Raw genomic sequence first — 14,313 nt, forward strand, 5'->3', positions numbered from 1 at the left:
CAATCCTAGACAATTCAACCTTCCATCATATCAAAAACCCATCTAACTTTTTTGTAAAATAATAACACAATTAAAATTAACAATTTTAATAAAAATACGAGTTGAACTTTTACAAAAAATAGAATACTATGAATTTCGAAAGGTGGTTCGCCATCATTCAAGCAATAACAATTATTTTAAAGGGGTTGGAAATATGTCAGACGTTCTAAAGCAATTTGTTATGCCGAAAACAAACTTATTTGGACCTGGAGCAATTCAAGAAGTTGGTAAACGCTTAAATGATTTAGAAGTAAAAAAGACATTAATCGTAACAGATGAGGGCTTACACAAATTAGGTCTCTCTGAACAAATTGCTAACATCATTACAGCTGCTGGAATTGATGTATCAATTTTCCCGAAAGCAGAACCAAATCCAACAGATCAAAACATTGAAGATGGAATTGCAGTGTATCATGCTGAAAACTGTGATTCAATTGTTTCTCTTGGAGGAGGTAGCGCACACGATGCAGCAAAAGGTATCGGACTTATTGCTTCGAATGGTGGACGCATTCATGATTATGAGGGCGTTGACAAATCACAAAACCCACTGGTGCCATTAATCGCTATCAACACAACTGCTGGTACAGCAAGTGAAATGACTCGCTTCACAATTATCACGGATACTGCGCGGAAAGTGAAGATGGCCATCGTTGACAAACATGTTACTCCACTACTGTCGATTAATGACCCAGAGTTAATGATTGGCTTACCTCCTGCTCTAACTGCGGCAACTGGTTTAGATGCATTAACACATGCAATCGAATCATTTGTGTCGACAAACGCAACACCAATTACTGATGCATGCGCGGAAAAGGTACTTCAGCTAGTTCCTGAATATTTACCTCGTGCCTATGCAAACGGTGCAGATTTAGAAGCACGTGAGCAAATGGTTTACGCACAATTTTTAGCAGGCATGGCGTTTAATAATGCATCACTTGGTTATGTACATGCAATTGCTCATCAATTAGGTGGTTTCTATAATCTTCCACACGGCGTATGTAATGCTATTTTATTGCCACATGTTTGCCGCTTTAACTTAACAGCACGTACAGAGCGTTTTGCAAGAATTGCTGAATTATTAGGCGAAAACGTTGAAGGGTTAAGTAAACGTGATGCTGCTGAAAAAGCAATTACAGCAATTGAAAATCTCTCTAATGATTTAAACATTCCAAGTGGCTTCCGCGAATTAGGTGCGAAGGATGAGGATATTGAAATCTTAGCGAAAAATGCACTGTTAGATGTTTGTGCTGCAACAAACCCACGTAAAGCAACTTTAGAGGACATTAAACAAATTATTACGAATGCGATGGGCCCTGTAGCTAAAAAAGAAGAATCACTCGAAGCTGTAGCACTTTCTTAATAAGCAATCAAACGGCATGTCTCTTGCAGGCATGCCGTTTTTCTCTTTATTCAGCAATTATTTTTGTAGCGAAAGCGCAGCGGCAGCAACAGATGTTTTTTGTAGCGAAAGCGCAGCGGCAGCAACAGATGTTTTTTGTAGCGAAAGCGCAGCGGCAGCTACAATTACGCCTGATTAAAGAAAAAAAGCATTCTGTCATTGTAAGTGACTCTAACACTCGCTATACTTTTCTTAAAAAAGAATTGGAGAAATAAATATGCGTTTAATCTCAATTTGTCCTAGTAATACCGAGCTTGTTGCTTATTTAGGCCTGACTGATCAGCTTGTTGGTGTCGATGATTTTTCGGATTGGCCATTAGCAGTAAAAGACTTACCTCAGCTTGGCCCAGATTTATCAATTGATATGGATGCATTAGAGGCATTGCAGCCTGATCTTGTTCTCGCATCCTTAAGTGTCCCTGGCATGGAAAAAAATATCGAAGCGTTACAAGCTAGAAATATTCCTCATATTGTTTTTAATGCTAATTCATTAGAGGAAATCGCACAGGATCTCCATACTTTAGGTAAAGTCTGCGGAGTTGAAGGACGTGCAAAAGAAATTTCTGAGGAATATTTACATTATATTGATCGTCTTCGCACAGTTGCTCAAAAGATTCCTAAAAAACCTACTCTCTATTGGGAATGGTGGCCAAACCCTATCTTTACACCAGGAAAAATTAATTGGCTAACTGAAATTAGTGCCATTGCTGGTGGGCAAAATCTGTTTCAAGATGTAGAACTAGCAAGCGTGCAAACTGATTGGGCTGATGTAGTAAGGCGCGACCCTGACTATATTATGATGGCTTGGGTAGGCGTTGCCTTTGAGCGTATTCAACCGGCTAATTTATTAAAACGTTCACATGCGCAGGAGCTTCAAGCCATTAAAATGAAACAGCTTCACGTAATGGAGGAATGGCTTTATTGTCGCCCATCACCACGCCTTTTAGAGGGTGCATTAAAGCTAGCGAATATGCTTCACCCCAAAGAATATAAGCACGTAAAGCTTCCTAGTTTTTTAGATAGCTAAAAGAAATCGTCAACGAAGTCTTTGTTAATATTATGGCGCTTTAAATGAGAGAGAATTCTTTTCCACGCTACTCGCTTTCGCACAAAAAACATCTTACTGGAGTTTCGTCTTATAACTATGACATGCCAGAAGATACATGCTATGTGAAGTGGTATATTGGAGTAGAGGCTGGGCGACATAATAAAGTAAAAGGATTCATACACAGTTTTGTGTATGAATCCTTTTTTTGCTCTTTGAAAGGTGGATGTCGATAAAATTTAAAAGTTGGGCGATAAAACATGAAAGTTAAGCGATAAAATTCAAAAGTTGGATGACATTTTTTAAAACGGACGTCAATCCCTCGTTTTGCCGAAGACATACTTTATTTGCATCTTAATTTCATTGACACAATCCTTTTTACAGGAAACAAAACATCCCCTCATATAGAAGGGATGTTTCTTTGTGTGAGTCTGAATTAAACAAACTTCACCATATGGTATTTTTTCTTGCCTCGACGAACAATGCTGAATGCATCTTCTAAGCGATCTTTGCCATCGATTACATATTCTAACTCAGTGACCTTTTCACCGTTCACGCTAATCGCACCATTTGTTACGTCTTCACGAGCTTGACGTTTTGAAGGTGAAATACCCGCTTCCACTAATAAGTCCACAATGTTTTTATCTTCTTTCGCCAATTCAATAGAAGGAACATCTTTAAACGCATCTTTCATTTCATCAGCAGAAAGTGCTTTTAAGTCTCCAGAGAATAAAGCAGCTGTAATGCGGATTGCTTGGTCTAATGCTTCTTGACCATGAATTAAGCGAGTCATTTCTTCAGCTAATGCTTTTTGCGCCTTACGTAAATGTGGTTCCTCTTCTACAGATACTGCTAAAGCTTCAATTTCTTCACGAGAAAGGAATGTGAAGATTTTTAAGTATTTTACAACGTCAGCATCCGCAGCATTGATCCAGAATTGGTAGAACTCGTATGGAGATGTTTTCTTGCCATCTAACCAGACAGCACCACCAGCTGTTTTACCAAATTTTGTTCCGTCTGCTTTCGTTACTAAAGGAATTGTTATACCAAATGCTTTCGTCTCTTCCTCATGTGTTTTACGAATAACTTCTAAACCTGTTGTAATATTTCCCCACTGGTCAGAGCCACCTACTTGAATGCGACAGTTGTAATGATTGTATAAATGATTGTAATCAATACCTTGAATTAAAGTGTACGCAAATTCAGTAAATGAAATTCCTGTGTCAAGACGTGAAGCAATTGTATCCTTCGCTAACATGTAGTTCACGTTAATTAATTTCCCGTAATCGCGTAAAAACTCGATCGTATTTATATTGCCAATCCAATCACGATTATTAACTAACTGAGCACCATTACCATCTTCTGCAAAGTCAAAAATACGCTCTAATTGGCTACGGATACCTTGAACATTTTTATCAATTTGCTCAACTGTTTGTAATTGGCGTTCTTCAGAGCGACCTGATGGATCTCCAATCATACCAGTCGCACCACCAACTAACAAAATTGGACGGTGACCTGCTTTTTGGAATCGACGTAGTGTTAAAAGTGGCACAATATGACCAATATGCATAGAATCCGCAGTTGGATCAACACCACAGTATAAAGAGACAGATTGCTCATCTAATAATTTGGTCATACCTTCAGCATCTGTTTGTTGATATAACAATCCGCGCCATTCTAAGTCTTGTAATAATTCGTTTGTCATTTTTATTCCTCCTAGTGTTTAATAATTCCGTGTAGGGAGAAATAAAAAAAGTCCCTACACGCAAAACATTGCATGCAGGGACGTTATAAACTAACGCGGTACCACCCGGCTTGAAGATGTCATCCATCTTCCTCTTCATTCAATCGCCTTTATCGCAGGCGCGCACGTCTAAGCTCCAAGCACGTAATTCGTCTCTACATTATGACCAGCTTTCACCAACCGCTGGCTCTCTAGACAGGGAATATAGACACTACTGCAAGCTCTTCTTCACTAGAAAACTATAAGCATTATTCTATACGATTCTTTTTCATTGTCAATAACTATGTTCGAGCTAAATCAATATGTGCTATAATAGACAAGATTTTAGGAGGTCGATACATTGAAAGATTGGATTGAGAAAATCAATGCAAAGATCGATGAATTAATTCAACAAAAATGGATGAAGAAATTACGTATTTCAGGAAGTGTTACCTGGAACTTATTTTTACTATTTTTAGTCTTTGCATTGGTAGGCACTGTATTTGCCGGTTCAGTTGGCGCTGGCTATTTTGCTTCACTTGTAAAAGAAGAGCCCCTACGCTCAAAGGAAGAATTACGAAAAGAAATTTTCAATTACGATTCAACAAGTGAGATTTATTTTGCCAACGATATTTATATCGGAAAATTACGTACAGATTTAGACCGCCGAGTAACAACATTAAACGATGTCGCACCTGATGTTGTGAATGCGGTATTAGCGACAGAGGACGAGTATTTCCGTGAACATAACGGAATAGTTCCGAAGGCCGTCATCCGCGGGCTAGTTCAAGACGTAACAAACTCTTCTACACAAACTGGTGGCTCTACACTAACACAGCAGCTTATTAAAAACCAAGTATTAACAAACGAAGTATCATATGAACGAAAAGCAAAAGAACTTTTACTTGCGATGCGCTTAGAACACTTTATGAAAAAGGAAGAAATTTTAGAGGCCTATTTAAACATAATACCTTATGGTCGAAACGCTTCCGGTCGAAACATTGCAGGGGTAGAAACAGCTGCTGAAGGTATTTTCAATGTAAAAGCAAAGGATTTATCACTTCCTCAAGCAGCATATATAGCTGGTATACCTCAATCACCTTTTACTTACACACCTTTCACAAATACAGGTGTACTTAAAAGTAAAGAAGCTCTACAACCAGGTATTGATCGTATGAAAACTGTACTTTATCGTATGAAAGACGCAGGTTATATTAACGAAGCTCAATATAAAGAAGCACTGGCTTACGATATCACAGCTGACTTCCGTTCACCGGAGATGCGCGCAGAAGATCGCTACCCATGGCTAACGTATGAGCTTGAAAGTCGAGCAAAAGACATTATTGCGGAAAAACTAGCAGAAGCAGATGGTATTGATCCAGAGCGCTTAAAAAATGAAACAAAATTAAAAGAAAAGTATACGATTTTAGCAGATCGTGATGTCCGCTCAAAAGGTTATCGTATCTATTCAACTATTAATAAGGATATGTACGATTCGATGCAAAAAGCAGCGGAAAACTTTCAAAATTACGGTCATACTTACACCGTTAAAGACAAAGATCCTGTAACAGGTGAAGAAATTGATGTTCAAATGCCTGTACAGGTTGGTAGTATTTTAATTGAAAATACTACAGGACGTATTTTAAGCTTTGTCGGTGGTCGTGATTTTGAATTAAAAAGTTATAACTATGCTACACAGGCAAAACGCTCAAATGGCTCAACAATGAAGCCTTTACTCATATATGCACCTGCAATAGAATACGGTGTAATCGGTGCAGGTAGCCCATTAGTCGACGTAAAATTCTCTATTCCCGGATGGAGTCCAAACAACTATAATACTAATGATGAACGAGGACTAATCCCTGCACGTGAGGCATTAGCAGATTCACAAAACTTATCAGCTATACGTCTATATTATAGTATTCTTAACAGACGCCCTGCCGATTATTTAGTAAAGATGGGAATCACAACCCTAAAGCCTGCTGATTTCACAAACATTTCAACTAGTCTCGGAGCCGTAGAAGAAGGTATTACTGTTGAAGAGAACACCAATGCCTTTGCAACTTTTGCAAATGGTGGACAATTCATAGACTCTTATATGATTGATAGAATTGAAGACCAAAATGGAAATATCATTTATAAACACGAAGTTAAACCTGAACAAGTATTTAGTCCTGAAACTTCTTATATCGTTACAGATATGTTACGAGATGTGCTAACAAAAGGTACAGGTACACTTGCAAGAAATACATTAAAATTCTCTGCTGACTTTGCCGCTAAAACAGGTACTTCAGAAGGCTACAAAGACGTTTGGCTAGTTGGTTATAACCCGAATGTTTCTCTTGGTGTATGGATGGGTTATGATAAAAATCAAACACTGGATGCATTTAATAATACGTATCAACGGCCTAGCATGCGAATTAATAAACTATGGGGAACATTAATGAATTCTGTGTATGATGTAGATCCACAGTTAATTGCCCCTAAAACTAGATTTGTGCAACCGAAAAATGTTGTTACTGCATCATTCTGTGGTATTTCTGGTTTAGCGCCATCTGCAGCATGTGCCAATGCTGGTCTCGTGCGCTCAGATTTGTTTAACGCGAAAGTATTTTTACCTTCACAAGCTGATGATAGCTTAGCTTCCTCAAGCGTTGTTACGATAAAAGGTAAAACTTATAATGCACTTCCTAACACACCGGCAGAATTTGTAAAAGCAGGTGGTGCAGGTATTAATCAAGCATTTATTAAACGAATGCTAGGCCCACTTGGCGGTAACCCGGCCAGCCTATTACCAAAAAATTCGTCATTAGCGAATTCATCGGTATCAGCTGTTGATTTCCCGGCAGATAATAATCCGCCAGCAGCTGTAACTGCTTCAGTTAATGGCAATACATTATCTTGGTCAGGCTCTTCAAACGATGTAGTCGGTTATCGTATATATAAAGTAACAAATGGTGGTAGAACACTTGTCGGATCGGTACTTGAATCAACACAAAGTATGGCGGTAGCAAGTGGTCAAGCCTACGTTGTTGTCGCTGTAGATATTACAGGTTTAACTTCATCGCAATCCAATGTTGTTTCTACTGGTGGCAGTGCAAGTGAAAAAGAAAAAGTAAAAGTAAAAGAAGAAGAACCTGAACAAAAAGAAAATCAAGAAGAAATTCCACCAACTACTCCACCTACTAATGAAAATGACCCGGGCAATAATGGAAGCGGCTCAGAAAATGGCAATGGTTCTGGTGGAAGTAACGGAAATGGCTCAAATAACGGCTCTGGGAACAACGGAAACGGCTCGAATAACGGCAATGGTTCCGAGAATAATGGAAATGGCTCGAATAACGGCAACGGTTCCGGAAACAACGGCAATGGCTCAAATAACGGCAACGGTTCCGGAAACAACGGCAATGGCTCTACCGGAGGAGATAACGGAAACACAACTCCACCTACTGACCCACCTGCCCAATAACCAACAAGCTTACTACAGTTCAAAAGTGATTGTAGTAAGCTTGTTTTTTTGTCATTATAAAGAAGACTACTAATTTGAAGGGGTGGGATAATATGAATATTTTAGTTTTAGGAGGCACTCGCTTTTTTGGTAAAAAGCTTATTGAACTCTGTCTTCAAAATGGGCATAGCGTAACTATTTTAACACGTGGTCAAAGTGGAAATCCTTTTGGTACAAAAGTGAAACAGCTAGTTGTTAATCGAGATGATGCTGATGCGTTGTCACAGGCACTATCAAGTACTACATGGGATATTGTCTATGATAATATTTGCTATTCTCCCAACGAAGCTCATAAAATATGTGAAATTTTAGAAGGTAAAACGAACAAGCTCGTTTTCACCTCTACTCTCTCAACCTACGAAATAGACGGCACTGTAAAAACAGAAGACGATTTTAATCCATACGATTATGAAGTTCGAATGGGAAACCGTGAAGATCTTTCATATGGGGAAGGTAAACGACAAGCAGAGGCAGTACTTTTCAAAGAGGCTACGTTCCCCGTCGTCGCTGTACGTTTCCCTATTGTTATGGGTGAGAATGACTATACACGCCGTTTACATTTTCACGTTGAACGAATTTTACAGGAGCAGCCTATTTCACTCCCAAATGTTGATGCGAAGATGAGCTATATTACGGATGACGAAGCAGCTGCATTTTTATATTTTGCTGGCATTACGCCAATTGATGGACCTTTTAATGCAACAGCAACAGGTGCGATTTCGTTAAAAAATTTGATTGGACTTATTGAAGAAGCAAGCGGAAAGCATGCAAAAATTTCACTTGTAGGTGGCGATGAAAAGTCGCAGTCCCCATACGGAGTTCCAGCAGATTGGTATATGTCAACTACAAAGGCAGAAGCTGCAGGCTTTGCATTTAGTCAACTTCATGATTGGCTTCCTGCTCTAGTGCAAACATTAGTAAAAGAGCTGCAATAAAGTGAAACTTTAATCGGTGGAGTATTCTTTACCCCACTGATTATTAGTCTTCACCAATCGGGCTTTTACGGGCAGTTACTCTCCCACCTAAATTCGAGGCGAGAGTCTTGTACCTAACGCTTTGCTTTCGGTACAGATAAAGTACTGCCCGTTAATGCGGGATAAGATTTTACTAAACTACAAACTTATCACCGAATGCGGGGTTGATTTCCGGTCCGGCTGGGCGCTTTGCCGCTGACGCTTCGCTTTCGCGCAGATAAAACATTGTTGCTGTCGCTTTCGCACAGATAAAACATTGTCGCTGTCGCACAGAGCAAAGCTTCCTAGGGGCGTCCGATGAGCCGCTGATCCCTAAGGAGTCGCCCAGCCTCCACTCCAATCAACTTTTATACATGGCATATTTTTTAAAAATATCATCCTCATTTTTAGAGGTAAGCATTAAAAAATCTGCTAGATTTCTTACAAAGAAGTCTAGCAGATTCATTCGTATTTAATTAACCTGATACTATGACAGTATCGTTTTTAAAATCGCTATCGCCTCATTGATTTCTGCTTTTGACACGGTCAATGGAGGTAAAAGTCGAATAACATTTGGCCCTGCACCTACTAATAATAAGCCCTTTTCCTCTGCTGTAGCTATATAAGGGGCAACCTCAGCATCGCCACAGCCAATGCCAAGCAGTAAGCCCTGGCCCTGTACCGTATAATTAGAAGGGAGATTCGCTTTCAACTGCTTCACAAAATACGTGGATAGCTCCTGTACATGTTGTAAAAAAGCAGGTTCAAAAACATGATCAAGCACGGTTTCAGCAACACTCATTGCAAGTGGATTACCACCGAATGTTGTCCCATGTGTGCCAGGACTAAATGTATCATATAGCTCAGCTGTTCCAAGCATCCCACCGACAGGGAAACCACCACCTAGCCCTTTTGCTAATGTCACAATATTTGGTTTTAATATCGTTTGCTCATAAGCATATCTTGTTCCTGTTCGTCCAATACCTGTTTGAACCTCATCGATAATCAGTAATATTCCTTTGTCATCACAGGCTTTAGCTATTGCTGCTGCGAATTCTGGAGATACACTGTTAACACCGCCCTCACCTTGAATCATTTCCAACATAATTGCTGCGACAGAATCATCAATCGTTGCTTCAAGTGCTGCCACATCATTAAAAGGAAGAATCGTAAATTTTTCAACAAGTGGTCCGAAGCCATTATGTACCTTGCCCTGACCTGTTGCGGACATAGCTCCAAAAGTTCGCCCATGGAAAGATTTTTCAAATGTAATAATATGATTTTTCCCTGTATGCTTACGCGCTAGCTTGATAGCCGCTTCGTTTGCTTCTGCACCGCTATTACAGAAAAATGCATAAGAAAAATGTGTATCTGCTATTAATTTTTGTGCAACCTTCTCCTGACCAGGAATATCAAAAAGGTTAGAAATATGCCAAAGCTTTTCACTTTGATCATGAATAGCCTTCACAATCGCAGGATTTGCATGACCAAGACTCACTACAGCGATCCCACTTGTAAAATCTAAATATTTTTTGCCAGTAGAATCTTCTACAATGGTTCCTTGCCCTTTGACAATTCGGGCGCGGCGTTTGCCGTAATTTCCAAATAAAGCACTCATTTTATCACTCCTACTAAATTTGCTATAGCTAGAACCATCAATCTTCTTCTCTACACAACTATATTGCTAACGTTAAGTCATTAGAACGGTCACTCTAATCTATAATGAAGAATGACCTTTACTGAGTGAGGCTAAAGTGATTAATCAATGGGGGTCTCTTCATTCTCCCACTGATTATTAGTCTTCACCAATCGGGCTCTTTTACAGGCAGTTTATCTCCCGCCTAACTTCTTTCGCTGAATTTGAGGTGGGAGTCTTGTACCTGTAACTTGCTTTCGATACAGATAAATTACTGCCCGTTCATGCGGGATAAAATCGTCGTACCTACTAGAGAATCCCCAACAATTTGCACTGATGGAATACCTGCACTTAAACATTCAAGAGCTCCTTGAACTTTTGGTAACATCCCACCATAAATATGCCCCTCCTCAATCCATTGATTGATGAAGGAAGGTGTTGCTTTCGATTGATATTCATTGTTAATTCGAATACCACTTACATCCGTTACAAGTAATAAGCTATCTGCATCTATAGCTAATGCTATTTCACTTGCTACCGTATCTCCATTAATATTTAATGCCTGACCACGTTCATCTGCTCCAATGCAAGCAATAACTGGTACAATCCCTGCACTAATTAATGCTTCTAGCAAAGATGTATTGACGGTTTTTACTTCACCAACAAAACCGTATACATCTTTGTCTAGATAATCCGCTACAATTAGCTGACCATCGAAGCCATTTAAACCAATAGCAGCAATACCTGCCGTTGTTAATTCATGAACAAGCGCTGGATTGACCTTACCTATTAACGTTGATTGTACAATGGCAATTGCAGCTTCGCTAGTAACACGAATACCGTTTAAAGCGTGTGATTCTACCCCGCGCACTGCAAGTTCACGGTTAATGGCTGGGCCACCACCATGGGTAATAATAAGCTCTATACCGCTCTCTTGGAGTTTTTTTAAATTCTCAAAAAACGACTCGTTTAAGCCTTCTAGCGTACTGCCACCAAGCTTAATGACCATACGTTTACGAACGGTATGATGCATTGATTTGGACGTAGTCATAGGTTAGATCACATCCCCAAGCATGCCCCTTGCCTTCACCCATACCAAGTGACACATAGATTTTCACTTCATTCATTTTTAAAATTCGAATTAATTCATCCTCTGAGAATGGAACTGGCTCACCGTTTTCGACCATTGTTGTGCCACCAATTTGGATCGTAATTTTATCCGGATCAACTTTCGCACCACTGTAGCCTACAGCTGCAATAATACGTCCCCAATTTGCATCACAACCAAATACTGCTGTTTTCACAAGTGGTGAACCAACTACTGTTTTAGCAATTTTACGTGCCTCTTCATCCGAAAATGCGCCTTCTACTTCAACCTCAATCAGCTTCGTTGCACCCTCTCCATCTTTGGCAATCATTTTCGCTAAGTCTTGTGCTACTGTTTTTAATGTATAATAAAAGTTTTGCCAATCTGGATGGGCCGGAGTTAAAGCTTCATTACCTGCTAACCCGTTTGCCATTATAACTACTGTATCATTTGTAGATGTATCTCCATCCACCGTAATTGCATTAAAAGTCAGATTTGTGATATCAGATAATGTAGCTTGCAGGACATCCGATTCAATATTTGCATCTGTCGTAATAAAACCAAGCATCGTCGCCATATTTGGTTCAATCATACCTGAACCTTTTGCAACCCCAGCGATAATAACCTCTTTACCATCGACAATAGTGCTGTAGCTTGTGTTTTTCATCACCGTATCTGTTGTCAAAATCGCTTGTGCAAAATCAATAGCACTTTCTAAACTATCCTTTGGCGCTAACTGATTAATCCCATTTGCCACTGGCTCCATATTCATCATTTCACCGATCACACCCGTTGAGCAAACCCCTACTAAATTTGCCTCGATACAAAGCTTTTCTGCCATTAGCGCCTGCATTGTTTGTGCATCCTTCGCCCTCTGCTTCCCTGTACATGCATTAGCATTTCCAGAGTTGACAATCATCGCCTGCATTTTCTTCGTTGTGTAGACAACTTCTTTCGTTACTTTTAATGGTGCTGCCTGCACAGCATTCGTTGTAAAGACACCGGCTACACTTGCTGGTACCTCACTGACTAACACGGCTAAATCTTTTTTCTTATGCTTTAATCCACAATGTATACCCGAAGCTTTAAAGCCTTTTGGTGAAACAATATTTTTACTTGATAATTTTTTCATAATATTTATTGATGCGATTAATGTCATAAAATAGTTCCTCCTTGTTTTTTTAATATGAGATCATTAAATAAAGAACGGTACAACATCCAGCCCTGTCGTTTGCGGTAAATCAAATTGAACGTTCATATTTTGAATGGCTTGCCCTGCAGCCCCTTTGACTAAATTATCTATGACACCAACAATTGTGGCACGATTTGTACGGCTATCTACTTTCACTAAAATATCGCAATAGTTCGAACCTTTAACATGGTTTGTTCCTAGGCTATTTGCATCTGTAACGATTCGCACGAACGGATGCTTTTCATAGGTATTCTGTAAACAAGATACTAACCGCTTCTCTGTGACACCAGGCATAACAGGCGCATATGAGGTCGATAAAATCCCTCTCGACATTGGCACTAAATGAGTATTAAAAGAAATAGTTGTTTCGACACCTGCAAACATAGAAATGGCCTGCTCAATTTCTGGTATATGCTGATGTGTATTCGTTTTATAGATTGAAAAGCTTTCATTCGCCTCACTAAAATGCGTCGTTTGTGATGGCTTATTTCCAGCTCCTGAAATCCCACTTTTTGCATCAATCACTAAAAAGCTCGGATCAATCAATTGTTCTTTTAGCAATGGTAACAACGAAAGCAAAACTGCTGTTGGATAGCACCCTGGATTTGCGATAAGAGACGCTTGTTGAACATGTTCTGCATTCCATTCAGTTAAACCATAAACACTTTGTTGAATAACTTCTAGTGGCGCCGCTTTTTTACCGTACCACGCTTCATAGCTTGCTGGATCTTTTAAACGGAAGTCTCCAGATAAATCTATTAACTTAGGACCTTTCCCTACCAATGGAGGTAATAGCTCACTTGTCACCCCTGAAGGCGTACTTGTAAAAACAACATCAAATTTCTCTAAAGCTCCATAATCAATCTTTTGTAAAGGTGTATCGGCAATATGAACAAGATGACCAAACTTAGAAGAAAAAATTACACCTTCTTCAGAAGATGTGAATAAATCGATCCGCTCCACCGCTTTATGATTATGTAAAAATCGAATAAGTTCTAATCCACCATATCCGGTTGCACCAACAATTCCTACTTTCAATACACTCACCTCTGAAATAAGTTAAAATTAGTATACGTCTGCATATTTATTAAGTCAACTGAATTTTTATTTATATTAGAATTTTTCGCAAACTTCGTTTAATGAATGATTTTGAAAAAAATTTAGATAACTAAACGCTATAAAACAAAGAGAAGACTTAGAAATAGTGACTAAATCTCTAATAGATTAACTTTTATAAAGCATTTATATAGTTAATTTACCATTTACGAACAGTTGGAAGCTGCTATTGCGTAATCATATGGTAAATTGTTTTGGATAAGATGGTACATTGAGTATAGAAATTGTGCTCAACACGTTACATAAATTGAAGAAGCATCGCCATTTAAGGGAAGAGACTTTATCCATTCGGATCAAATTTTTCACTATACGAATCCAAAATTCCGAACCTTAGTGAAGAAAATGGTCTTAGGACAGTCCATGTCACGTCGAGGAAACTGTTGGGATAATGCGCCACAAGAATCATTCTTTGGGCATTTTAAAGATGAAACAACTATTAGAGCATGTGAAACGTTAGAAGAAGTAAAGAAAGAAATTAAGAGTTACATGATTTACTACAATCATTATCGAGGGCAATGGAATTTAAAAAAGCTGCCGCCTGCGCTTCATAGCTCGCGGGATCTTGTAAACGGAAGTCGCCAGATAAATCTATCAATTTAGGACCTTTCCCTACCA

11 protein-coding genes, 1 pseudogene and 1 other annotated feature are annotated in these 14,313 nt (G+C 39.1%); of the genes and pseudogenes, 6 read left to right on the plus strand and 6 right to left on the minus strand.

Translation table 11 applies throughout. From position 1 onward, the window contains the following. The first annotated feature begins 193 nt into the window (after positions 1–193). The 3 genes from FJQ98_RS21830 to FJQ98_RS21840 are packed head-to-tail and all read left to right on the plus strand — an operon-like array spanning position 194 to position 2,465. Complete coding sequence (locus tag FJQ98_RS21830; protein ID WP_053592352.1) at positions 194–1,399, plus strand: iron-containing alcohol dehydrogenase; 1,206 nt, start codon at positions 194–196, stop codon at positions 1,397–1,399. A 23-nt stretch (positions 1,400–1,422) separates the two neighbouring features. Beyond that, complete coding sequence (locus tag FJQ98_RS21835; protein ID WP_053592351.1) at positions 1,423–1,653, plus strand: hypothetical protein; 231 nt, start codon at positions 1,423–1,425, stop codon at positions 1,651–1,653. A gap of 2 nt (positions 1,654–1,655) precedes the next feature. After that, positions 1,656–2,465 (plus strand): cobalamin-binding protein, encoded by an 810-nt coding sequence (locus FJQ98_RS21840; protein ID WP_053592350.1) that lies wholly within the window; start codon positions 1,656–1,658, stop codon positions 2,463–2,465. Between the two features lie 454 nt (positions 2,466–2,919). Here FJQ98_RS21840 and tyrS read toward each other — a convergent pair whose 3' ends face one another. Continuing rightward, positions 2,920–4,188, minus strand: a complete 1,269-nt coding sequence (gene tyrS, locus FJQ98_RS21845; RefSeq protein ID WP_053592349.1) for a tyrosine--tRNA ligase — start codon at positions 4,186–4,188, stop codon at positions 2,920–2,922. A gap of 73 nt (positions 4,189–4,261) precedes the next feature. Continuing rightward, positions 4,262–4,465 (minus strand) — a binding site (T-box leader). 102 nt (positions 4,466–4,567) lie between these two features. On the opposite strand from tyrS, the gene FJQ98_RS21850 reads away from it, so the two are divergent. Together FJQ98_RS21850 and FJQ98_RS21855 are read left to right on the plus strand one after the other, a co-directional pair. Next, a complete protein-coding gene (locus tag FJQ98_RS21850) occupies positions 4,568–7,675 on the plus strand; it encodes a transglycosylase domain-containing protein (RefSeq protein ID WP_053592348.1) in 3,108 nt (1,035 codons plus the stop codon). Between the two features lie 92 nt (positions 7,676–7,767). After that, on the plus strand, positions 7,768–8,649 hold the full coding sequence (locus FJQ98_RS21855) for an NAD-dependent epimerase/dehydratase family protein (RefSeq protein WP_053592347.1): 882 nt from the start codon (positions 7,768–7,770) through the stop codon (positions 8,647–8,649). A 172-nt stretch (positions 8,650–8,821) separates the two neighbouring features. On the opposite strand, the gene FJQ98_RS21860 is transcribed toward FJQ98_RS21855, so the two are convergent. From FJQ98_RS21860 to argC, 5 genes are all read right to left on the minus strand, one after another. Beyond that, the gene (locus FJQ98_RS21860) at positions 8,822–8,959 is read right to left on the minus strand and encodes a hypothetical protein (RefSeq protein ID WP_158002936.1); all 138 of its coding nucleotides are present in this window, start codon (positions 8,957–8,959) and stop codon (positions 8,822–8,824) included. Between the two features lie 195 nt (positions 8,960–9,154). Further along, positions 9,155–10,285, minus strand: coding sequence for an acetylornithine transaminase (argD, locus tag FJQ98_RS21865; protein ID WP_053592346.1), 1,131 nt, complete (start codon positions 10,283–10,285; stop codon positions 9,155–9,157). 289 nt (positions 10,286–10,574) lie between these two features. Then, entirely contained in the window at positions 10,575–11,354 is a 780-nt protein-coding gene (gene argB / locus FJQ98_RS21870) for an acetylglutamate kinase (protein WP_201406544.1), read from the minus strand. After that, on the minus strand, positions 11,317–12,549 hold the full coding sequence (gene argJ / locus FJQ98_RS21875) for a bifunctional ornithine acetyltransferase/N-acetylglutamate synthase (RefSeq protein ID WP_201406545.1): 1,233 nt from the start codon (positions 12,547–12,549) through the stop codon (positions 11,317–11,319). Before argJ ends, argB begins: the two co-directional genes overlap by 38 nt. 36 nt (positions 12,550–12,585) lie before the next feature. Next, the gene (gene argC, locus FJQ98_RS21880) at positions 12,586–13,620 is read right to left on the minus strand and encodes an N-acetyl-gamma-glutamyl-phosphate reductase (protein WP_053592343.1); all 1,035 of its coding nucleotides are present in this window, start codon (positions 13,618–13,620) and stop codon (positions 12,586–12,588) included. Positions 13,621–13,933: 313 nt separating this feature from the next. On the opposite strand from argC, the pseudogene FJQ98_RS21885 reads away from it, so the two are divergent. Continuing rightward, a pseudogene (locus FJQ98_RS21885) lies at positions 13,934–14,298 on the plus strand (IS3 family transposase); the annotation flags it as partial. Positions 14,299–14,313: the final 15 nt, after the last annotated feature.

This window comes from Lysinibacillus agricola, from assembly GCF_016638705.1.
GTDB classification, from domain to species: Bacteria; Bacillota; Bacilli; order Bacillales_A; family Planococcaceae; genus Lysinibacillus; species Lysinibacillus agricola.

Bases quoted from the DNA above. Each gene is read 5' to 3' on its own strand.
- FJQ98_RS21855 (WP_053592347.1), top strand. From the start codon at position 7,768: ATGAATATTTTAGTTTTAGGAGGCACTCGCTTTTTTGGTAAAAAGCTT.
- argD (WP_053592346.1), bottom strand. From the start codon at position 10,285: ATGAGTGCTTTATTTGGAAATTACGGCAAACGCCGCGCCCGAATTGTC.
- tyrS (WP_053592349.1), bottom strand. From the start codon at position 4,188: ATGACAAACGAATTATTACAAGACTTAGAATGGCGCGGATTGTTATAT.
- FJQ98_RS21840 (WP_053592350.1), top strand. From the start codon at position 1,656: ATGCGTTTAATCTCAATTTGTCCTAGTAATACCGAGCTTGTTGCTTAT.
- FJQ98_RS21830 (WP_053592352.1), top strand. From the start codon at position 194: ATGTCAGACGTTCTAAAGCAATTTGTTATGCCGAAAACAAACTTATTT.
- argJ (WP_201406545.1), bottom strand. From the start codon at position 12,549: ATGACATTAATCGCATCAATAAATATTATGAAAAAATTATCAAGTAAA.
- argB (WP_201406544.1), bottom strand. From the start codon at position 11,354: ATGACTACGTCCAAATCAATGCATCATACCGTTCGTAAACGTATGGTC.